Genomic DNA, 19,703 nt, shown 5'->3' with positions numbered 1-19,703 from the left:
CTCCATCCCCCATCGAACACGCACCAAGGAGCACACGTCATGCCCGACAACACCCTCGACTTCACCGGCCAGAAGGTCGTCGTCATCGGCGGCACCAGCGGTATGGGCCTGGCCGTCGCACGCCGTGTCCTTCAGGGCGGCGGCAGCGCCGTCGTCACCGGCCGCTCCGAGACCAGCGCCGCCAAGGCGGTGGCCGAGCTGGCCGAGTTCGGGAACGCCGTCGGTCTGGCCGCCGACCTGTTCGACCAGGCCGCCGTGGACCGCCTCCGCGACACCCTGACCGAGCAGCACGCCGACGCCACCCTGCTCGTCAACGCCGCCGGCATCTTCGAGCCGAAGTCCTTCCTGGAACACACCCAGGACGACTACGACCGCTACCAGGCCATCACCCGCGCCTTCTACTTCGTCACCCAGACCGTCGCCGGCAACATGATCGCCCGCGGCAACAAGGGCGCCATCGTCAACATCGGCGGCATGCTCGCCCACCAGGCCATGGCCGCCACCCCGTCATCGGCGTACTCCGTGGCCAAGGCCGGCCTGCACTCCCTCACCCAGCACCTCGCCATGGAACTCGCCCCCCACGGCATCCGCGTCAACACCGTGGCCCCCGCCGTCGTCCGCACCCCCATCTACGAGGCCTTCATCCCCAAGGACGAGATCGACTCCGCCCTCGACGCGTTCAACACCTTCCACCCCCTCGGCCGCGTCGGAACCCCCGACGACATCGCCCCCACCGTCGCCTTCCTCCTGTCCGACCAGGCCGACTGGGTCACCGGCGCCACCTGGGACGTCGACGGCGGCGTCAGGGCCGGACGCAACCAGTACTGACCGCCCGCCACCCCGCCCCCATCGACCGCACAGGAGCGCATCGTGTCCTACCACGAGCACACCGACCACCAGTACGCCAAGCACATCCGCGCCGGCGCCCCCGAAGCCTTCAAAGCGTTCATGGCCTGGGACAACCAGGTCCTGCGCGGCCGGGACAACGCCATCCCGCCCAAGTACACCGAACTCATGGCCGTCGCCGTGGCACTGACCACCCAGTGCGCGTACTGCATCGAGGCCCACACCAAGGCCGCACACTCCGCAGGCGCCACCCAGCAGGAACTCGCGGAGACCGTCATGACCACCGCGGCGCTGCGCGCGGGCGGCGGCTATGCACACGGCTTCATGGCCATGAAGTTCTTCGACCAGGCCGAGAACAACGACACCCAGTGACGAGACCGTCCCATCGGTCTCCGGCGGACCGTGCGCAGGCGCGGGCCTCGCCCTGAGCGGTGTGCCCAGCGGCGGCCCTCGCTCACCGAGCTGACGCTTTCCCGGATGCACGGCGACGAGCGAGCCACCTCGGCGCCGGGCACCGATCCCGCGCACTCGCCGACGGCGCACGTACTGCACGCACTTGTCAGTAGCCACGACGCCGTCACCGCCGCCACCCCTGCCACCCCGCGCGGCATCGAGCTCCAGAAAGGCTGATCACCATGAACTGCTTCGACTGCGCTTCCAACGCGCTTCAACCGGTGCGGGCCGTCGCCGTAGCCGCCTGCGCCCGATGCGGGGCCGGGATCTGCAGCACACATCTGCATGTCACCAGCGATCCGCTCCCCACCGCGCCCGGCTCCTCCACCCCGGCACCCCAAGCCAGACGGCTGACGTGCGGAGTGTGCCATGGAGCGGAGCAGGCGGCCGCCGGTACGTCGACGTCGGCGCGCGCACCCGCCCAGCCGTACGCCTCCGCCGAGACACGTGCCTGACGGCACGGCAGGTGCACGGCGCCCGGCCGGCGACCCCGGCCGGCGACCCCGGCCGGGGGCCTCACCTACCGCTTCCAAGCCTGGAGCAGGGCCCGGAACCAGTACGGACCGACGGGGGAGGGGCACGGCCCATCGCGCCACCACCCAAATGGTTCAGGCATTCTTCAGAACGGACAAGCAAGAACTAATTAGACATTTTGCTTCGTCGAGTGCACCGTAAGAGGTCCCGGATCCCAACCCCAGCGGCCAGTGGCAGGAACAGCGGTCGCTGACAGAACGGAACAGGAGTGAGCGATCATGGAAATGAAACTAGAGGTCATCGTGATCCCGGTCGCGGACGTCGACCGGGCCAAGAGCTTCTACGCGGGGCTGGGGTGGCGGCCGGACGGCGACTTCGTCGTCGATGAGGGCTTCCGCGTGGTGCAGTTCACCCCGCCAGGTTCCTTGTGCTCGGTCATCTTCGGCACCGGTGTCACCTCGGCTCCGCCGGGCTCTGCCCAGGGCCTGTACCTCGTCGTGACGGACATCGAAGCGGCCCGAGCTGAACTCCGCGACCGCGGTGCCGAGGTGAGTGAGGTGTTTCATGACGTGAGCGGAGTGTTCGATCGTGCCGGGACCGCCGGCCGAGTGACCGGTCCGGACCCCGAACGCCGCAGTTACCTGTCCTTCGCCTCCTTCAGCGACCCGGACGGCAACGGCTGGGTGTTGCAGGAGATCACGGAACGATTCCCCGGCCGGTGACAGCGGGCGAGGCAGCGCCTCACGTGAGTTCGGGGTGGGGGCGTCCGGATCAGCAGCGCCGATCCGGACGCCCCCACCCCTGGCGCCTCAGCTGCCGCGGACGCCGACCTCGCGGAGGGAATAGCCCCACTTGGTGCCGCGCTCCAGTCCGTGGACGCGTACGTAGCGGGCTGTCGTCGCGCTGAACTGCGCCGTGTCCAGGCCCCCGTCACCGGCGGTCGTGGACCACACGGACTGCCAGTTCGTGCCATCGGCGGAGACCTCGATGCGGTACGCCTTCGCGTAGGCGCGTTCCCAGTCGAGGGTGACGCGCTCGACCACTCTCGCGGACCCGAGATCGACGGTGAGGGACTGGTCGTCGCTCCAGTCGCTGGCCCAGCGGGTGGCCGTGTCGCCGTCCACGGCCCTGCCGGGTGCGTAGCTGGTGAACGGGTTCCACTCCGAGGAACTGGCCGAGGCGGAGGCGCCTGCGGCGAGGTTCACCCCGGGCCGGTGGTCCTGGGAGGCCTTCCAGGTGCGGAGGTAGGACTCGGCGCCGCGCATGAGGTCGTCCACGACCTCCTTGCCGCCGACGACGCGTATGTCCTCCAGCCAGTCCGGGACGAGACCGTAGTGGGCGGCGCCGTCGGTGTTGATGTCCCAGGTGCGCTCACCGGTGGTCTGCCTGTCGAGGACCGCGCTGCCGTCGGCGCTACGGAAGGGGTAGCGCACCGGGTTCGGGGTGTCGGCGCCGCGAGGGCCGGGCCAACCGCCGACGCCGTTCATGTCGGTGCCGTAGCCGTAGCCGACGTCGTACTTCTCGCGCAGCGCCTGCGTACGCTTCGCTTCGTCGATGAACCCCTCGGAGCCGTGCATGTACTGGGCGATGAAGCCGCCGAGACGGTAGACGCGCTCCGTCCAGTCCATGTCCATCCAGCTGTGCGAGGAGATCACCCCGGGGTACGCCTCGGACTCCAGGATGTCCAGAGCGCGGCCCGCGGCCTTGACCCCCATGTGGTCGATCTCCAGCATCATGCCGCGTTTCATCATGCCGCGTACGGCGTACTCGCCCAGCGCGCTCAGACCGCGCGTGTTGCACTGGGCATCCGCGGCGTACGACGGGACACCCACGCCCTGCGGGAGCTTCTTCTCCGCCTCGGGCGCCGACGCGTTGCCGATGGGGTTGTCGTGCTGCGGGCCCGCGCACTTCTCGGTCTTCCAGAAGGTGCCGGTCGACAGGAACTGGCCGACGTTGATCGCCGTGCCGAGGGTGCCCGAGTCGAACCGGACGCCGCACAGGGCGTTGTCGAACTTGTGGCACAGGAACATGCTGCGCACGCCCAGCGCGTGCAGCTCGTCCAGGCCGCGGTCGATGTCGTCCTGTCCGCACTGGGCGATGTCCAGGATCTGCTTGCAGCCGAACGGCTCGGAGGTCTCGACGCCGAGCACCACCGCCAGCTTGCCCTGCTGGATGACCTGGCGGGCCTGCGCCGCATCGGTGACGATCCTGAACCAGCCCTTGCCCGGGCCGCCGTACATCGTGTCGATGTGGGCCTGCATGTCGTACGTCTTCTGTGCCTGCAGGCGGATGGAGGTCATCTCGTCGCAGCCGCGGTCCTTGAAGAAGTAGACCGAGCAGATCACGCCGTTGGTGACGAGGTCGTTGACGAGCACCCGCTGGCCACCGCGCCAGGCGCGCTCGACCCATGCGTAGTAGTTCTGCTGGTGGGTCAGTGAGTCATGGGCCGGCCAGTCCTTGAACGTCGGCCAGCCGTTGGGGTCGTGCTTGCCGTCGCCGCCCTTGGTGATGAAGTCGAAGATCGCGAGCGAGCCGTCGGGGTAGTGCTCGGGACAGTCCTTGAGCGCGTCGGCGACGCCCTTCTCGGAGAACGGCTTGCCGCAGATGAGCCGGCCGCCGAAGGCCTCGTTGGACATCAGATGGTTGTGCGCGTCGACGAAGCCCCGTACCTGTCCCTCGGGGCCGGTCCCTTTGAAGGGCTCGCCCGTGACGTTGATCTCGGAGTCGGGTGCGGGCCGCGCGGCCGGGGTCCACCAGCCGGGCTCCGCCGACGAGCCGGGTGCCGTGCCGAGGACACCGGCCAACACGATGAGGAGCAGGGACAGAACCGCAGTGGACCTACCTCTGCGGCGAGGGTGCCGAGTCATGGTCATCACTCATGCCTTCGTTGTCATGGCGCGTCCTGTGGGGGATGGTGCGGTAGGGAATGGTGCCCGTCCTGGGTGCAGGCCGCCAGGGTGTCTTCACCGGATTCCGCTGCTGTGCCAAGGAATGACAGAAAGGCGACTCCGGCTGTGGCAGCAGTGCCTGATGGTGCGTGACAGAAGAGCAGGGCACGCTCCGTGCCGACAACAGTGAGCTTCTCGAGGCCGAGAACGACCGGGACCGGTCCGCGGATGGCACGGCCGGGCGATCCGCCGGAACTCGGCCGCACATCATGATGTGTCCGCCGCCATGGGAACTCAAGGCTGTGGTCGGCCGGTTCGCCGGCCGGCCGGGGCTTCCGCTCCGCCAGTTCGAGCACGTCCGGGCCCGGATCCCTTCACGGTGTCGGCACATCATGTGCCCGGGAGATCCACTCGCGGGTGTCCAGGTCATGACAAGCTCCTTGGCTTGAACTCCCTGTCATCACCCGTCTGTCAGGCACACCCCAAGGTCCGGCTGATAGCCGTGCCCCGGGTGCTCGTGCCTGCTCCGAGCGAGAGGACACCCCCCACACCATGTCCACTCACCGTCAGCGCCGCCCCTGGCGCCGGCCCGTCCTGGCCGTCGTCGCCGCAGGCGCTGTCGCCCTGCCCGCAGCGGCCTTCGCCACCGGCAACCCCTCCACCCCACCCGAACTCCCGCCGGTGGCCGCGCCGCTGGACGACACGTACTACGAGGGAGCCGTCGGCAAGACCGGCGAAGAGCTGAAGACCGCACTCAACTCGATCATCAGCGAGCAGACGAAGCTGTCCTACGACGAGGTCTGGGACGCGCTCAAGACCACCGACGAGGACCCGGACAACGCGTCCAACGTCCTTCTCGTCTACTCCGGCCGGTCGCAGTCGAAAGACGCCCACGGCGGCGACGCGGACGACTGGAACCGCGAACACGTCTGGGCCAAGTCTCACGGCGACTTCGGCACCGCGACCGGCCCCGGGACCGACATCCACCACCTCCGGCCGGAGGACGTGACGGTCAACTCCATACGCGGCAACCTCGACTTCGACAACGGTGGCGAAGAGGTCGACGAAGCCCCCGGCAGCCGCGCGGACGGCGACTCGTTCGAGCCCCGCGACGAGGTCAAGGGCGACGTCGCCCGCATGATCCTCTACATGGCCGTCCGCTACGAAGGCGCCGACGGCTTCCCCGACCTCGAACCCAACGACCAGGTCGACAACGGCTCCGCGCCGGCCATGGGACGCCTGTCCGTCCTCAAGCAGTGGAACGACCAGGACCCACCGGACACCTTCGAGAAGACCCGCAACGACAAGATCTTCAGCATCCAGAAGAACCGCAACCCATTCATCGACCACCCCGAATGGGCCAACGAGATCTGGAAGTAGCCTCCAGCACTCCGGGACCGGCCCCCGACGCCATCTCGGCTCGGGGGCAGTCCGGATTGCTCGACGGCCGACCGCGTTCAAAGCGGGCTCCGCCTCGGAGACGCGGACTCGACGGGGCTCACTGGAAGCCGAGACGGTGCGGGTGCGTCGGATCGGCCGGGCAGGTGTGGACGCGCATCTGGCCGCGGCCGAGATAGACACCGACGGGATCGATGACTCCCGGGTCCTCGCCGGCGCGGTCCTCGACGGGCAGCCAGCTTCGTGAGCTGCCGTCGCACTCCCATGTGTCGACGGTGAGCAGCGGCGGCATCGGGGTCCCGCACCGGGCGCAGTCGACGGGGGCGGGGCCGGTCAGGTGCCAGGAGGCGTAGCCGCCGACCTTCCAGCCAGGGGCGACGGACGGATCGCTCATGTAGTCGATCTCGTCCGGTTCCTCGGCGCGGGCGGCGGCCATCGCCGCTTCGTACTCCTCGTAGGTGGCGTAACTCGCCTGCGCCGAGGGGGCGTTGGGGTCCTCGCCGTCCTCCTCGTCCAGGAGGTTCTCCTCCCACTCGGCGATCTCCTCCTGGAGGTCCTCACCCAGCAGGCCGAGGTACTCGTGCTCCACGACCTGCTCCGGGTGGAGGACACACGTGGACGGGACGCACTCCTCGCGGCCCACGACCGGCGGTTCGGGCTGCGGCGTCAGTGCGGTGCCGACATCCCCTGCCCGCCGCCACTTGAGGACCACGTCGATCGTGCGATCCGGGCCGTGTACCTCGAAGGGGCACCAGAACACCTGGAGCAGGTCGCATCCGTCGGGCCCGACGAGGTCCGGCACATCCCGTGTGTAGAGCTGGGCCACGGCAAGAAGCGGCAACGGGTCGGCGTCACCCAGATCCGGGACGTGAAGTCCCGACGTCATGCCCTCCAGGAGCAGCTGCTCCTCGTCGGTGTAGTCCCGTCCTCGGGCCCCGTCCTGCATGCGTCGCCGCAGGTGCACGTGGGACAGGCGGTGGCCCGTGCCCTTGGGGTGGACCGCGGTGCAGAGCGGCCACGGTTCGTCGGCCGGCCACAGCAGCGGCCCGGCGAGCGAACTCTCCTCCGTCTTGGGCGCACCAGGTCGCGGGTGCAGCCGGGTAGCGGTCCGCCGGTGGGCGGCGAGTGCGGGGAAGACCGCCTCGATGTCGACAGGGCGCGCCGGCGTGGTGCGGGTCATGCGAGTCATCAGAAGCTGTTCGGCGAGGTCGAACGGGTCGAGGGCGCCGCCGTGCGCGGCCTCGGGGCCAGTGCCGCGCGCAGCGCCGGGGTGAGGATGTGCCGGATCGCGGACGGGGTGAGAGCGGCCGGAGTGGGGAGCGGGTTGAGGTAGCGGGTGTAGATGAGGCCGCCGAGGATCGTCACCACGGCCGTGGCGCGGGCGGTCGCGTCCCGGCCGCCGAGAAATTCAACAAGCGGGGCCAGCAGCTCGCGTTCCAGGTATTCGCGGATCACCTCGGCGGCCTCGTCGCCCTGGGTGGTGAGCTGCTGGAAGCCGGCGTCCTCCCACAGGTCGGTCACCGCGTCGATCAGGCGCTCGGGGAGGGTGGCCGGGTCGCCGCCGAGGACGTCGTCCACTGCCAGCGCATTGGCGCACTGGAACTGCATCACGTCCCCGAACAGGCCCTTCTTCGAGCCGAAGTGGTACGCGATCAGCGCCGGGTCGACCCCGGCGGCCCCGGCCACCGCGCGCAGGGTGGTGTTCCGGTAGCCGTGCTCCAGGAACAGTGAACGGGCGGCCGAGACGATCGACTCGCGGGTCGGCGGGTTGCCGCGGGGGCGGCCTCGGCTGCGGGCGGGGGCAGGGGCGGCGTTATTCATCAGCGTTGAGCCTGCGTTCGGTGAGCAGCACAGTCAAGGGCGTTCCGGGAACCACATGAAGGGATGACCCGACACCATGCGTATCTCAGTCTTCGGCGCCAACGGACCGACCGGCCGCCGCCTCACCGACCAAGCTCTGGCCGCCGGCCACGAGGTCGTCGCCGTGACCCGCAGACCCGGCTCCCTGGCCGCGCGGCCCGGCCTTGCCGTGGCCGAGGCCGACGCCACCGACCCGGCGGCTGTCGACGCCGCGATCGGCGGGACGGACGCCGTCCTCTCCGCGCTGGGCGCGCGCTTCAGCAAGGAGACCATCACCACGTACTCGGCGAGCGCCACCGTCATCACCGAGGCCATGGCCCGCCACGGCATCAAGCGGCTGCTCGCCGTCAGCTCCAGCATCGCCGACCCGAACTGGCGCCCGACCGGCGCGCACTTCTTCAATCATGTGCTCGACCCGCTGGTGAACCGTCGTCTCGGTCGCACCCTCCACGAGGACATGCGCCGCATGGAGGCCGTGATCCGTCGGACGGGCCTCGACTGGACCCTCGTGCGGCCCTCGGGCCTCTTCGAGCACCCCGTCGTCACGGACTACCACACCGCCGAGACCAGCGCCGACGGCGTCTTCACCGCCCGTGCCGATCTCGCCGCGAGCATGCTGAGCGAATTGACGCAGCGGCGGTACGTCCGTACGGCCATGGGCGTCATCACCACGGCCGTGAAGCCGAACATCGCCAAGCTGATCTGGAACGAGGGCGTGAAGAAGAAGTGAGCCGCGCGACCTTCCAACTCCCGGCCTTCCTTCCCGGGGCGCCATACGTACCGGACGTCCGGCTCACGTTCTTCGTTGCGGTGACCGTCGGTGCACTCGGCAGCGACGAAGCCGTGCCGCTCGTAGAAGCGACGTGCCGACTCGTTGACCTGGAACGTCCACAGCGTCAAGCCGGCCGGACGGCGCTGCTTCGCCAGGCGCACGAGGCGGTCGCCGATGCCTTGGCCCTGCCAGGCCGGATCGAGATAGAGCTGGTCCAGGTCTTCGCCGTCCAGCACCATCATCCCGGCCACCGCGTCGTCGACCGTCACCACCCACGTCTCCTGGCCGGGCACGACCACCTCCCGGAGCCAAGACCGGACCTGATCGTCCGTATGCGCCCGGCGCACGCCCGGAAGTGCCGCCTTGAACGAACGCAGCCACACCTCGGCCACCGCGGCGGCGTCGGAGTCGGCCGCACGGCGGACGGCAAAGTTGTTGATCTCCACAGCGACGCATGCTCGCAGACGCACGATGCGGCCGCATCCGAGTTCTCCGCATCCGGCTTCTCCGCGATGCGCGGGCCAGAACGAGCCGGTGAACCCATGCGACCACAGTGCGCGGGGCTGCCTGGCCTGCCCGCCCTCCCGGACACCGGAAGGGCGGGGTTTCACGTCATGCCCGCAGGAAGGCGAGGACCGCCAGCACCCGCCGGTGGCCGTCGGTGTCCACCGGCAGGTCCAGCTTGTTGAAGATGTTGCCGATGTGCTTGTTGACGGCCGCCTCGCTGATGAACAGGTGCGCCGCGAGGCTGCCGTTGGAGCGGCCCTCCGCGATGAGCGCGAGCACCTCGCGCTCCCGGGCGCTCAGCCGCTCCAGCGGATCCTGGCGCAGCCGGACCAGTTGGTGGATCACTTCCGGGTCCACCACCGTCCCGCCGGTAGCGACCCGCTCGATCGCGGCCGTGAAGTCCGCCACCGCACCCACCCGTTCCTTCAGCAGGTAGCCCACCCCGGCCCCGCCGCCCGAGTCCAGCAGGCGCAGTGCGTAGGAGCGCTCCACGTACTGGCTCAGCACGAGTACGGGCAGCCGGGGGAACTCCTCGCGCAGCTTCACCGCGGACCGCAGCCCGTCGTCCCTGAGCGACGGCGGCATCCGTACGTCGGTGACGATCAGGTCCGGCCGCTCGGCTCGTACGGCCTCGACCAGCGCGTCGGCGTCCCCTACCGCCGCCACCACCTCATGGCCGACCCGCTCGAGCAGCCCGACCAGGCCCTCGCGCAACAGGACGGCGTCCTCGGCCACGATCAGGCGAAGCGACACGGAACCTCCACATGCAGCAGGGTGGGACCACCCACCGGGCTCGACACCCGCATCCGGCCGTCGAGCGCCGTGACCCGGTCCGCGAGTCCGGTGCTGCGGCTGCTCCGGACCCGACCGAATGCGCTGTCCCACGTACACCAAGCACGGTAGTTGATGGGCCCCGATTGCTGGTCCTCTTCCCGTTCCCGTCGGTGCGCGCTCCGGCGAACGGCTGACTTGCCTATCCGGAAAGCCAAAGGTAACTTTCCTCCTGGGAAAGCAAAGCGGGGAGGGGAGCACCAGCCGTGAGCACGCCGGTGGATGCCGAACAGGCATGGAGAGACCTGCAGCGCATCAGAGTGCCGCAGGAGCGGGTGTACGACGAGGTCGAGCGGTCCGCTGCGGGCAGCTCGGGCACCACCTGGGCCACGGCCGCGCTCATGTGGCTCTTCCTGGCAGGTCTGGGACTGGACCTGCCCGGGTGGGGCGTGGGGCTGTTCCTCGCCGCGTACATCGCGCTGCTGAGCGTGCTGGCCGTGCTCCACAACCGCCGGAGCCGGGTGCGCCTGCACCACACCCGGTGCACCCGGCGGATGGTCGTCACCTTCGTCGCGGGGGCGGTGGTGACCGGCGGGACGACCCTGCTGTCCGGCCGTCTGGTCGATTCTCTGGAACCGATGTCCGGCAGTTTGATCCAGGCCACGGTCTCGGCGGCGGTGTTCCTGCTGTTCGTCGGGCCGACGAACCGCTGGGCGGCCGGGTCGGTACGGGGCCGGGGCACACAGGCGCTGGAGACGGGAGCAGCGGGGGTGGAGCGATGAGCACCCCTGCCGGCTTCGACGAGCTGATCCACCCCGCCACCCGGCTGTCGGTGGTCGCGCTGCTCGCCGCCACCGAATGGGCGGACTTCGCGTTCGTCCGCGACAGTCTTTCGCTCAGCGACTCCGCGCTCTCCAAGCAGCTGCACACCCTTGAGGAGGCCGGCTATCTGGAGCTCCACAAAGAGGGCGGCGGCCGCAAGCGGCGCACCAGGGTGAGGCTGACGGACCGCGGCCGCACCGCCTTCGACGGGCACGTGGCGGCGCTCCGGGCGATCGTCGAGGGCGCAGGTTCTACGGCGGCGACCGAAACACCACAACGACAGCCACACCACTCGGGGACAGGACGATGACGCAGAAGCACACATCCGCCCAGCCCGTCGTCCACGCGCGCGACGTGACGATGACGTACGGCGACATCGACGTCCTCCACGGTGTCGACCTGGACATCCACCGCGGCGAAGTCTTCGCGCTGCTCGGACCCAACGGCGCCGGCAAGACCACGACCGTCGAGATCCTGGAGGGCTTCCGGCGGCGTTCCGCCGGGGAGGTGAGTGTCCTCGGTACGGACCCGGAGCGCAGCGACGACGCGTGGCGCGGCCGGATCGGGCTGGTCCTGCAGTCCTGGCGCGACCACAGCCGCTGGCGGGTGGCCGAGCTGCTGACACACTTCGCCACGTACTACCCCGAACCGCGTGACCCGGCCGAGCTGCTGGCCTTGGTCGGCCTCACCGACCATGCCGACCGGCAGGTGCAGCGGCTGTCCGGCGGCCAGCGCCGGCGGCTGGACGTCGCACTCGGCATCGTCGGCCGCCCCGAACTCCTCTTCCTGGACGAGCCGACCACCGGTTTCGACCCGGAGGCGCGGCACGAGTTCCACGTCCTGGTCGAACGGCTGGCCCGCGACGAGGGCGTCACCGTCCTGCTCACCACCCACGACCTCGCGGAGGCCGAGCGGCTCGCCGACCGGATCGCCATGCTGGTCGGCGGCCGGATCCGGGCCTGCGGCACACCCGCGGAACTGGCCCGGCGGGCCGCCGCCCACGCCGAGGTCCGCTGGACGGCCGACGACGGGACATCCCGCCGCGAACGCACCGAGGACCCCTCACGACTGGTCTGGGAGCTCCACCGGCAGGCGGACGGCCCGATCGCCGGCCTGGAGGTCCGCCGCCCGACGCTGGAGGACACATACCTGCACATGGTGCATCGGGAAGCCGACGGAACACACAGGAACGCGGACGGGGAGACACAAGCCGCATGAGAAGCACACCCATGACGAACACTTGGCGCGCCGGGCTCCAGCGCGGGGGCATCGAGTTGCGGCATCTCGTGCGCAACGGCAAGGAGATGTTCGGCCACCTGACCAACGTGGTCGTCGCGCTGCTCGTCGCCGCTTACATCAGCGACGACGTGCCCGGCACCCAGACCCCGATGGCTCACCTGGTGCTGGCGGGCTTCGCCGCCTACCTGCTGTTCCAGATCGGACTGATCAACCTCCCGCAGACGCTCGTGACCGAGAGGGAGGAGGGCGCCCTGCTGCGGCTGCGCGCCACGCCCGGCGGGATACCGGCCTACCTCGTCGCCAAGTGCCTGCTGGTGGTCGTCGTGGCGGTCGGCACCGTGGCCCTGCTCCTGGCTGCCGCGGCACTGTTGGTGGACGGGCCACTGCCGCACGGGCCGGCCGACTGGCTGACGCTGCTGTGGGTCACGACGCTCGGGCTGCTCGCCGTCGTACCGCTGGGCGCGGCCATAGGGGCGGTACTGCCCAACCCCCGCGAGGCGCTGGCGCTGATCATGCTCCCGACGATGGGGCTTCTGATCATCTCCGGGACCGTGTTCCCGATCACCTCTCTGCCCGTGCCGGTCCAGCAGGTGGCCGCGGTCTTCCCACTCAAATGGATGGCGCAGGGCCTGCGTTCGGCGCTGCTGCCCGACTCTGCACGGGCCGCCGAGGTGGCCGGCTCCTGGGAACTGCCCATGGTCGCCCTCGTCCTGACAGCCTGGGCGATCCTCGGATTCCTCCTCGCGGTGCCCCTCCTGCGCCGCGCCGCCCGCCGCGAGTCCGGCTCCCGCCTGTCCGCCCGGCACCGCAAGGCAGCACAGAGCGGTGCATTGCCCACGTAGGCTCGTGTGTGTGGTGGCCGTGTGCTTCGGCGACCATCGCCCGCCGTAAGGCACCCGAGCTGCAGGAGTCGAGATCAACTCGGTCGGCGGACCAGCGGCGCGCGCAGGGTGGGTGTCTCGGCGGGCCCCAGCGGTCCCAGCGGTCCCGGCGGTCCCGGCGGTCCCGGCGCAGCGAAAAGCCCGCCGTGAGTACGAGAAGCGCGTCAGCGCCCTCACGAGGACAGCCGGGCCGTGACGCACGGCTCGGCGTCCACCGTCCTGCAAGTCTCAAGTCCGCAGCACGGTCCTATTGTTGGCTGATGCGCCCACACCCTATTGACCGCCCGGCCGATCTCGAGGTGGTTCGTGAGTCCTATGACCGCGTGGCCGACAACTACGCCGACATGGTGGTGACGACGGGGGTCGTCGACATCCGTCGCCATCCATGGCTCAGAGCATCGATCGACGCCTTCGCCGACACGGTCAGAGAGCTTGGGCCTGTCCTCGACGTCGGCTGCGGCCCCGGAACGGTGACCGCCTACCTCGCCGAACGCGGACTCGACGTGTCCGGGGTGGATCTCTCTCCCCGCATGATCGAGAACGCGCGCCGTCTTCATCCGCACTGCCGCTTCAGTGTCGCCTCCGCCACGGACCTCGACCTTGGTGAAGCGTCCCTCGGCGGTGTGCTCGGGTGGTGGTCACTGTTCAACCTCCCTCGTGACGTCCTTCCCCAGGTTCTCGCCCTGTTCGCGCACGCGTTGAAGCCGGGCGGGCACTTCATCACCGCGACACACGTCGGTGATGAAGACGCGGTGCGTACCGAGGCCTACGGGGGCGTACCTGTTCGGTGGACGACACACAAATGGCGACCGGAACAACTCGTGGACCTGATCGAGCGGGCCGGCCTGCACACGGTCGCCGAACTCCGGCTTCCCCCTGAGGAGTACAGCGGGCCGGGTCTGGTGGTCATGGCCAAGCGCCCCTGCTGAGGACCAAGGACCTGAAGCGGCACAGGATCCCGTTTCGAGAGCCATCGTGCGACGCCTACCGCGGTTTCCGTGCGGATACCCGGGGCCTGACAGCGGTCAAGATCGTTTCCCCGCGTACGGCCGGCGGTTCGCCACCCTCGGCCCCCACCGACGGCCCGCTTCGCTCCCGGGGTCGTGAGCAACGGACACTCGGAGTCACGTGCCCACTGCCCTCGCTGCGACGCCTGATCTGCAATATCGGGACGATGCGGACCTACCGGGCAAGCGCCCGTCGGTGAGTGACGCTGCGGAAGTTCGTGGCCGAACTCTTCTCTGCTCCCGAAGGAGGCCGTGAATGAACTTGCCGCCACCGGCCGGGGCGTGTTGCTGACGGCCTGAAGGACCCTACTGGCTCACGGCTGACCTGCGCTGGTTGCCCTCCGCCCTCAGTTCGGAAGGGGCTGAGGCCGCTGACAGGCCTTTGCCGGAAACCGTGTTCAGCGCCTCGGGGTGCCAACTTCCCGCCATCAAGGCGGTCTTGGAGCGCGCTATTCCGGTCAGTACGATGCGCTAGTTGATCACTCGGCGTGGGGTTTCGGTCATCGTCCATACGACCCCGCGCCGAGTTCTGTGTGCGCCGACAATCGAAGGGATGTCCAGAGTGAGGTCTGCACTGGCAGTTCCGCCGCTGTACGCTCCGATACCACCCGCCGTGCACCCACGCCACGCAGCCATTGACGCACGGACCGCGGCGTGGGCCGACGAGTTCGACATCGGCTCCGAGGAATGGCGCAGTCGTCTCACCCGCCAGGACCTCGGGAAGTTCGCCTCGATGATCCTCCCCGAGGGAGATGAAGAGGTCGTCTCCCTCCTGTCCGACTTCTGCCTGTGGCTCTTCGGGGTCGACGACGGCTACTGCGAGGAAGGCGACCTCGGGGACAAGCCCGGGGAGCTGACCGAAGCTCTGCTGCGGCTGCTGCGTATCGCGCAGAATCCCGAGGTACCCATGCTCATCGGCGACCCTCTCGCCGAGGGCCTGCGGGACCTGACACGGAGGGTGTCCCGCTACGGCACCGCCCTGCAGACCGGGCGGTGGGTCGCCACCTTGAGCGAATACTTCTTCGGTGTGGTCTGGGAGGCGAAGTTCCGCGCCAAGAACGAGGTTCCCGGCTTGAGCGACTACGCCCACATGCGCATCTACGACGGCGCCACCACCGTGGTGCAGCCCTTCCTGGAGATGGGCAACGGCTTCGAACTGCAGCCCCACGAGCGCGACAGCAAGGCGGTACGGGCAGCCGGCGAGATGACGTCCTTCATCACCACGTGGGACAACGACATCTGCTCGTACCACAAGGAAAGCCGCAGCTCGGGGTACTACCTCAACGTCATCCGGGTGCTGACGCACGCGCACGGCATCAGCCCCGACGAGGCGCTGCCCATAGCCATCGCCCAGCGGGACCGAGTGATGTCCCTCTTCCTGCGCCTGCGCGCAAGGCTGGAGGCCGAGGGCAGCCCGCAGCTACGGACGTACCTGAGCAACCTCTCCCACTTCATCCGGGCGACCCAGGACTGGAGCATCACCTCCCTGCGATACACCACCCCCGACGACCCGGCCTGCCTGCCTTCGGTGTTTACCGACAAGCCGGTCGACGACAGCTCGGACCCGTTGGACATCCCCTCGATCTCCTGGTGGTGGAGCCTGATACCTGCCTCTGCAGTCCTGGACGAGTCCCGGGTTCCGCGGGCACGGGAGTCCGTGCTGGGATAGGAAGCGCCCTCACTCCGATCGCAACGTCACGATCACGGGCGATCAGGCCAGGCAGGGCGGACGGGCCCGTCCCTGCCTGGAAGCACGTGACGAAGACGAAAGGGTGTGACGGCTCGCAACCCCCTCGACCGGGTGGTACCTCAGCGAGCCCTGAACCGCGTCGAGCGCCAGGAGCTGGAAGAGCGGATCCGCGAGCGCCACGCCGGCACCTCCACCACGGACATCGAGACGCTCCATGAGCGCGCCTACGAGTCCACGAGCCCCCTCGACGCCGTCATGCGAGACGAGCCCAGCGATCAGAACCAGGACCTCGCCGCACTCAGGAAAGGCTGAACAGGGGACTGCGCAGGACCACATCGGCCGCCCGGAGAGGGGCAGAGCGCCAGGCCCGACCAGGGCGCTGATCACCTTGCGCGCCACCGCCTTCGTCAGCCGCTTCGAAGCGGCCGCGGTCCGCTCCCTCGCGAACTCAGGCTCGGGTCGCAGTGTCCCACGGCGGATCCGTCCGGAACTGCGGGTCGTCAACTCCGGTGAACCGCAACGGCGAGCCGAGTCGCGGACCGCCTGTCGGCAGCGAACGTCGCTCGCTGCCGACAGGCGCAACACGCATCAGTCGATGTCACAGTTGTCGCCTGGCATGTGTTCGGGCCACACGCGGCCCTGGTCTCGTACCTGTGCGGCCGCTCGGCCGGGACCGGCGCAGCACCCGCGGGAGCCGGTCAGGTGCGGCGAGGGGTGACGGCCATGGGGACGCGGTCGGGGCGCGGGACTGCCGAGACCACCTGCTTGGGTGTGTGACCTGGCACGGGCGCCAGCTGCCACTTGGCGAGGAGAGTGGCGATCGCGATGGTTGCTTCTGCCCACACGAAGGCGTCTGCGATGCACTTGTGGTTGCCGGATCCGAAGGGGATGAACTCCTTACGGCCGATGCCGGCGGCCTGCTGGCGCTCGGGGAGCCAGCGGTCGGGGTCGAAGGTGTCGGGGTTCTCGAACCGCTCCGGGTCCCGGTGGAGGGCGTAGAGGCTGAACGCGACCTCCGTGCCGGCCGGCAGGGTGACGCCGGCGAGTTCGACCGAAGTGGTGGTGCGGCGCATCAGGAGGGTGACGCCGTGGAGTCGCATCGCCTCGTCCAGCACCCGCCGGATGGTCTGCAGCTGCGGCACGTCGGTGATGGTGACCGGACGGTCGCCGACAACCTTGCTGATCTCCGCGACGATCTGTTCTTCGATGTCCGGCCGGGTGGCGAGCTCGTGGAAGACCCATGTGAGGGCGGCCGCGGTGGTCTCCGAGCCGGCGAACAGGACGGTGCTGAGCTGGTCGCGGACTTCAAGGTCGGAGAGGCCTTCGCCGCTCTCTTCGTCCTGGGCGGCCAGCAGGAGCGACAGCAGGTCGTCCCGGCCGGTGTCACCGCGTTGGCGGGCGGTGGCCACCACCTGGTCGATGACCTCGCGCAGCTCGGCGGCCGCGGCGTCGAAGTCCCGGTTGGCGGGTATCGGCAACCGGTCCAGGAACGTCGGCGAAGCCGTGCGTATGAGCAGGTTCTTCAGCAGGACCGGCAGGTTCCGCCGGACGGCTTCCACCGCCGGCAGGCCGATGTCGGAGGAGAACATGTTGGCGGCCAGCGTCTCGACGGTGTACGTGGCCATGTCCTGTTCCAGGTCGATCTGCTGACCCGGTGTCCATGAGTCGGCGATCGTCTGGGCATTGCGGGTCATGACCGCGGAGTATCCGGCGATCCGGTCCTTGGAGAACATGGGCCGCATCAGGCGGCTGTGCTTGCGGTGGATCTCGCCGTCCGAGTTCGCCAGGCCATTGCCCGCGAGGGGGCGGAGCCGGTCGAAGAACCGCCCCTTCTCGAAGTCCCGGGATCGTGCGACCAGCACTTCGTGGATGACATCCGGCGACGTCGCCACGTACATGGGCATCGTGCCGAGGTTCACGCGGACCAGGTCTCCGTGCCGGCGCAGCGACACCAGGAAGCCGAACGGGTCCCGCCACAGCTTCAGGACGTGCCCGAGAAGCGGCACGGCTCCAGGAGCGCGGGGGACCGATTGGATGCCGGCCGACTGCAGCCCAACTGCCATGGAACTTCCTCTCTACGCGGTCTTGCCTGCAACAAGCCGCACCCGGTGGGGCGACGGCGGCGCCGGGTCGGCGGTCGCCGCCCCTACCTCAAACGAAGATCATCCGTACCCAAATAGTGTCGACGCTACCCGAGTTGATGAGGCCCGTCGTACGGATCGGAATGGGCGTCAGTATGCTGCGGGTCGCTCACCCCGAGTCACTCTCCGCGCGATCGGAGAGCTGCCCACCACGCCGCTGCTTCGGAGGCTTCGTGACCACCCCGCACCACGACTCGATAGGCACTGCAACGACCCCGCCTCCGGGGTGTCCCGCCCACGCCCAGGGGGAAAGCGGCTTGCGGAAGCTGTACGGGGCCGAAGCCGAGGCAGAGCCCTACGCCCTGTACGAGCAGCTCCGCAAGGAGTTCGGCGCCGTGGCGCCCGTCGCCGTGCACGGCGACATACCCGTCTGGCTCGTGCTCGGGCACCGGGAGATTCAGGAAGTCCTGCGCGCGCCGAAACTCTTCTCGTCCGACTCCACTCACTGGTCGGTGATGAGCGAGGGCCGGCTCTCGGCCGACTCCCCGCTGCTGCCCATGGTCTACCCCCAGCCCCTGGTGTGCTTCGCCGATGGCGAGGCACACGGGCGCCTGCGCAGCGCCGTTACCGAGAGCCTGGAGCGCTTCAACCGTCGAGGTATGCGCGGTCACGTCAGGCGCTACGCGAACCACCTCATCGACGGCTTCGGCGCGAGCGGCCAGGCCGACCTGGTGACGGACTTCGCCGAGAAGCTGCCGGCACTGGTGATCTGTGCCCTGTTCGGCATCCGGGAGGACGACGCCCTCACGCTCGGCCGCGCGGTCGCCGACATGGTAAGCGGCAGCGCGAACGCTCAGGAGAGCAACGAGTTCGTGGTCGACATCCTTCGCCGGCTGGTGGAGGAGAAGAAGGCACAGCCCGGCGAGGACTTCACGAGCTGGCTGATCGCTCACGAATCGCATCTGACCGACGAAGAGGTGTGGCAGCACGTACGGCATGCCCTCGTCGCCGCCCTGGAGAACACCGTCAATCTGCTCGCGAGCACCCTGCGGATGGTGCTCACCGACCGGCGCTTCCGCGGCAGCCTCTCGGGTGGCGCGATGACCCTGCCGGACGCTCTGGAGCAGGTGCTCTGGGACCACCCGCCGCTCGCAGTGCTGCCGAACCGCTGGGCGACCGGCGACACCCGCCTCGGCGAACAGCACATCAAGAAGGGGGACATGGTGATGCTCTGCCTGGCCGCAGGCAACATGGATCCCGAGATCCGGCCCGACCTCAGCGCGCCGGTACACGGCAACCGCTCCCATGTGGCCTTCGCCTCCGGCAGCCCCCACGAGTGCCCCGGCCAGGACATCGGCCGCGCCATCGCCGACAGCAGTATCGACGTACTCCTCCGGCGCCTGCCTGACATGGAACTGGCTGGGCACGAGACCGACCTCGAGGTGGTCGGCAACTGGATCAGCCGGCGGCTGGCCCGACTGCCCGTACGGTTCACCCCGCTCCGCGTAGAGGGCGACGTGAAGGCGCCGGAGACATCTCCCGCCATCGGGGCGGAACTGCCCGCCGCGGTAGCCCAGCCCGAGCCGGCGCGGCAAGCCGAGCCGGCGCCGCGCGTGCCGTGGCTGCAGCGGGTCCGGCGTGCCCTGGGGGTTCTGCGGGGACGGTAGCCGCACGGCTCGCCCGACCACGGTCCGGGCGCCACAGCGGTGAAGCATGACGGTGGGGTGGAGCCGACGAGTGCTCCACCCCATCCTTTGATTCCCGGAACGGCAGCTCCCGGACCTGAGCTGCCATGCCAGCGCGTTACCTCAGGGCTCGCGCCTCCGCGTCATCGCCGAACGGTCCCCGGCGGATCCCGAGGTGAACGGGCAGCAGGGTGACGCCCTGGACGGCGATGGAGACGAGCGGGTCCACGTTGCTGGAGGCCAGGGAGAGATCGGAGTAGGTCCTGAACAGCGGGGAGAGGGCGATCTCTGCCTCCGCCAGGGCCAGGGTCGATCCGGGCCGTGATGAG

General features: G+C 69.3%; 19 protein-coding genes and 1 pseudogene. 14 read left to right on the top strand and 6 right to left on the bottom strand.

Going from position 1 to position 19,703, the window contains the following annotated elements; genetic code table 11:
- The first annotated feature begins 39 nt into the window (after positions 1-39).
- The 4 genes from ACIQMR_RS14860 (at position 40) to ACIQMR_RS14845 (ending at position 2,495) form a co-directional block, all read left to right on the top strand.
- The gene (locus tag ACIQMR_RS14860) at positions 40-828 is read left to right on the top strand and encodes an SDR family NAD(P)-dependent oxidoreductase (RefSeq protein WP_401386058.1); all 789 of its coding nucleotides are present in this window, start codon (positions 40-42) and stop codon (positions 826-828) included.
- A gap of 42 nt (positions 829-870) precedes the next feature.
- Entirely contained in the window at positions 871-1,218 is a 348-nt protein-coding gene (locus tag ACIQMR_RS14855) for a carboxymuconolactone decarboxylase family protein (RefSeq protein WP_401386056.1), read from the top strand.
- Between the two features lie 105 nt (positions 1,219-1,323).
- On the top strand, positions 1,324-1,476 hold the full coding sequence (locus ACIQMR_RS14850) for a hypothetical protein (RefSeq protein ID WP_401386053.1): 153 nt from the start codon (positions 1,324-1,326) through the stop codon (positions 1,474-1,476).
- A gap of 575 nt (positions 1,477-2,051) precedes the next feature.
- Positions 2,052-2,495 (top strand): VOC family protein, encoded by a 444-nt coding sequence (locus ACIQMR_RS14845; protein WP_401386051.1) that lies wholly within the window; start codon positions 2,052-2,054, stop codon positions 2,493-2,495.
- Between the two features lie 87 nt (positions 2,496-2,582).
- Here ACIQMR_RS14845 and ACIQMR_RS14840 read toward each other — a convergent pair whose 3' ends face one another.
- Positions 2,583-4,640 carry a discoidin domain-containing protein gene (locus tag ACIQMR_RS14840; RefSeq protein ID WP_401386048.1) on the bottom strand — a complete coding sequence of 686 codons (2,058 nt, stop codon included), beginning with the start codon at positions 4,638-4,640 and terminating at the stop codon, positions 2,583-2,585.
- 573 nt (positions 4,641-5,213) lie between these two features.
- On the opposite strand from ACIQMR_RS14840, the gene ACIQMR_RS14835 reads away from it, so the two are divergent.
- A complete protein-coding gene (locus ACIQMR_RS14835; protein WP_401386045.1) occupies positions 5,214-6,041 on the top strand; it encodes an endonuclease I family protein in 828 nt (275 codons plus the stop codon).
- 118 nt (positions 6,042-6,159) lie between these two features.
- On the opposite strand, the gene ACIQMR_RS14830 is transcribed toward ACIQMR_RS14835, so the two are convergent.
- On the bottom strand, positions 6,160-7,239 hold the full coding sequence (locus tag ACIQMR_RS14830) for a hypothetical protein (RefSeq protein ID WP_401386042.1): 1,080 nt from the start codon (positions 7,237-7,239) through the stop codon (positions 6,160-6,162).
- A gap of 8 nt (positions 7,240-7,247) precedes the next feature.
- Complete coding sequence (locus ACIQMR_RS14825; protein WP_401386039.1) at positions 7,248-7,880, bottom strand: TetR/AcrR family transcriptional regulator; 633 nt, start codon at positions 7,878-7,880, stop codon at positions 7,248-7,250.
- 76 nt (positions 7,881-7,956) lie between these two features.
- On the opposite strand from ACIQMR_RS14825, the gene ACIQMR_RS14820 reads away from it, so the two are divergent.
- Positions 7,957-8,649: an NAD(P)-dependent oxidoreductase gene (locus ACIQMR_RS14820; RefSeq protein WP_401386036.1), complete on the top strand. Its 693-nt coding sequence runs from the start codon at positions 7,957-7,959 to the stop codon at positions 8,647-8,649.
- A gap of 29 nt (positions 8,650-8,678) precedes the next feature.
- On the opposite strand, the pseudogene ACIQMR_RS14815 reads toward ACIQMR_RS14820, so the two are convergent.
- Both ACIQMR_RS14815 and ACIQMR_RS14810 read right to left on the bottom strand, forming a co-directional pair.
- Positions 8,679-9,137 (bottom strand): annotated as a pseudogene (locus ACIQMR_RS14815) (GNAT family N-acetyltransferase); the annotation flags it as partial.
- Positions 9,138-9,303: 166 nt separating this feature from the next.
- Positions 9,304-9,951, bottom strand: a complete 648-nt coding sequence (locus ACIQMR_RS14810; protein WP_401386033.1) for a response regulator — start codon at positions 9,949-9,951, stop codon at positions 9,304-9,306.
- Between the two features lie 284 nt (positions 9,952-10,235).
- Here ACIQMR_RS14810 and ACIQMR_RS14805 point away from each other — a divergent pair, with 284 nt between their 5' ends.
- From ACIQMR_RS14805 to ACIQMR_RS14775, 7 genes are all read left to right on the top strand, one after another.
- Complete coding sequence (locus tag ACIQMR_RS14805) at positions 10,236-10,751, top strand: hypothetical protein (RefSeq protein WP_401386030.1); 516 nt, start codon at positions 10,236-10,238, stop codon at positions 10,749-10,751.
- On the top strand, positions 10,748-11,101 hold the full coding sequence (locus ACIQMR_RS14800; RefSeq protein ID WP_401386027.1) for a transcriptional regulator: 354 nt from the start codon (positions 10,748-10,750) through the stop codon (positions 11,099-11,101). Before ACIQMR_RS14805 ends, ACIQMR_RS14800 begins: the two co-directional genes overlap by 4 nt.
- Positions 11,098-12,009: an ABC transporter ATP-binding protein gene (locus ACIQMR_RS14795; protein ID WP_401386024.1), complete on the top strand. Its 912-nt coding sequence runs from the start codon at positions 11,098-11,100 to the stop codon at positions 12,007-12,009. The genes ACIQMR_RS14800 and ACIQMR_RS14795 overlap by 4 nt, the downstream gene beginning before the upstream one ends.
- An 11-nt stretch (positions 12,010-12,020) precedes the next feature.
- A complete protein-coding gene (locus ACIQMR_RS14790) occupies positions 12,021-12,872 on the top strand; it encodes an ABC transporter permease (protein WP_401386021.1) in 852 nt (283 codons plus the stop codon).
- Positions 12,873-13,171: 299 nt separating this feature from the next.
- Positions 13,172-13,840 carry a class I SAM-dependent DNA methyltransferase gene (locus ACIQMR_RS14785; protein ID WP_401386018.1) on the top strand — a complete coding sequence of 223 codons (669 nt, stop codon included), beginning with the start codon at positions 13,172-13,174 and terminating at the stop codon, positions 13,838-13,840.
- A gap of 631 nt (positions 13,841-14,471) precedes the next feature.
- Positions 14,472-15,587 (top strand): selina-4(15),7(11)-diene synthase, encoded by a 1,116-nt coding sequence (locus ACIQMR_RS14780; protein ID WP_401386015.1) that lies wholly within the window; start codon positions 14,472-14,474, stop codon positions 15,585-15,587.
- A 105-nt stretch (positions 15,588-15,692) separates the two neighbouring features.
- Positions 15,693-15,920 carry a hypothetical protein gene (locus tag ACIQMR_RS14775; protein ID WP_401386012.1) on the top strand — a complete coding sequence of 76 codons (228 nt, stop codon included), beginning with the start codon at positions 15,693-15,695 and terminating at the stop codon, positions 15,918-15,920.
- Between the two features lie 386 nt (positions 15,921-16,306).
- Here ACIQMR_RS14775 and ACIQMR_RS14770 read toward each other — a convergent pair whose 3' ends face one another.
- Positions 16,307-17,671: a cytochrome P450 gene (locus tag ACIQMR_RS14770; RefSeq protein WP_401386009.1), complete on the bottom strand. Its 1,365-nt coding sequence runs from the start codon at positions 17,669-17,671 to the stop codon at positions 16,307-16,309.
- A gap of 335 nt (positions 17,672-18,006) precedes the next feature.
- Here ACIQMR_RS14770 and ACIQMR_RS14765 point away from each other — a divergent pair, with 335 nt between their 5' ends.
- Positions 18,007-19,356: a cytochrome P450 gene (locus tag ACIQMR_RS14765; protein ID WP_401386006.1), complete on the top strand. Its 1,350-nt coding sequence runs from the start codon at positions 18,007-18,009 to the stop codon at positions 19,354-19,356.
- Positions 19,357-19,703: the final 347 nt, after the last annotated feature.

The sequence above is a fragment of the Streptomyces sp. NPDC091376 genome, assembly GCF_044757085.1.
Lineage (GTDB): Bacteria > Actinomycetota > Actinomycetes > Streptomycetales > Streptomycetaceae > Streptomyces > Streptomyces pratisoli.
The sequence above is the reverse complement of the archived record's forward strand: the minus strand, read 5'-3'. Positions and strand labels throughout refer to the sequence as shown.

What these genes read in the sequence shown, in the direction of transcription:
- ACIQMR_RS14835 (WP_401386045.1), top strand. Translation starts at nt 5,214, where the DNA reads ATGTCCACTCACCGTCAGCGCCGCCCCTGGCGCCGGCCCGTCCTGGCC.
- ACIQMR_RS14845 (WP_401386051.1), top strand. Translation starts at nt 2,052, where the DNA reads ATGGAAATGAAACTAGAGGTCATCGTGATCCCGGTCGCGGACGTCGAC.
- ACIQMR_RS14790 (WP_401386021.1), top strand. Translation starts at nt 12,021, where the DNA reads ATGACGAACACTTGGCGCGCCGGGCTCCAGCGCGGGGGCATCGAGTTG.
- ACIQMR_RS14840 (WP_401386048.1), bottom strand. Translation starts at nt 4,640, where the DNA reads ATGACTCGGCACCCTCGCCGCAGAGGTAGGTCCACTGCGGTTCTGTCC.
- ACIQMR_RS14795 (WP_401386024.1), top strand. Translation starts at nt 11,098, where the DNA reads ATGACGCAGAAGCACACATCCGCCCAGCCCGTCGTCCACGCGCGCGAC.
- ACIQMR_RS14850 (WP_401386053.1), top strand. Translation starts at nt 1,324, where the DNA reads ATGCACGGCGACGAGCGAGCCACCTCGGCGCCGGGCACCGATCCCGCG.
- ACIQMR_RS14830 (WP_401386042.1), bottom strand. Translation starts at nt 7,239, where the DNA reads ATGACCCGCACCACGCCGGCGCGCCCTGTCGACATCGAGGCGGTCTTC.
- ACIQMR_RS14770 (WP_401386009.1), bottom strand. Translation starts at nt 17,671, where the DNA reads ATGGCAGTTGGGCTGCAGTCGGCCGGCATCCAATCGGTCCCCCGCGCT.
- ACIQMR_RS14860 (WP_401386058.1), top strand. Translation starts at nt 40, where the DNA reads ATGCCCGACAACACCCTCGACTTCACCGGCCAGAAGGTCGTCGTCATC.
- ACIQMR_RS14800 (WP_401386027.1), top strand. Translation starts at nt 10,748, where the DNA reads ATGAGCACCCCTGCCGGCTTCGACGAGCTGATCCACCCCGCCACCCGG.
- ACIQMR_RS14825 (WP_401386039.1), bottom strand. Translation starts at nt 7,880, where the DNA reads ATGAATAACGCCGCCCCTGCCCCCGCCCGCAGCCGAGGCCGCCCCCGC.
- ACIQMR_RS14780 (WP_401386015.1), top strand. Translation starts at nt 14,472, where the DNA reads ATGTCCAGAGTGAGGTCTGCACTGGCAGTTCCGCCGCTGTACGCTCCG.
- ACIQMR_RS14820 (WP_401386036.1), top strand. Translation starts at nt 7,957, where the DNA reads ATGCGTATCTCAGTCTTCGGCGCCAACGGACCGACCGGCCGCCGCCTC.
- ACIQMR_RS14785 (WP_401386018.1), top strand. Translation starts at nt 13,172, where the DNA reads ATGCGCCCACACCCTATTGACCGCCCGGCCGATCTCGAGGTGGTTCGT.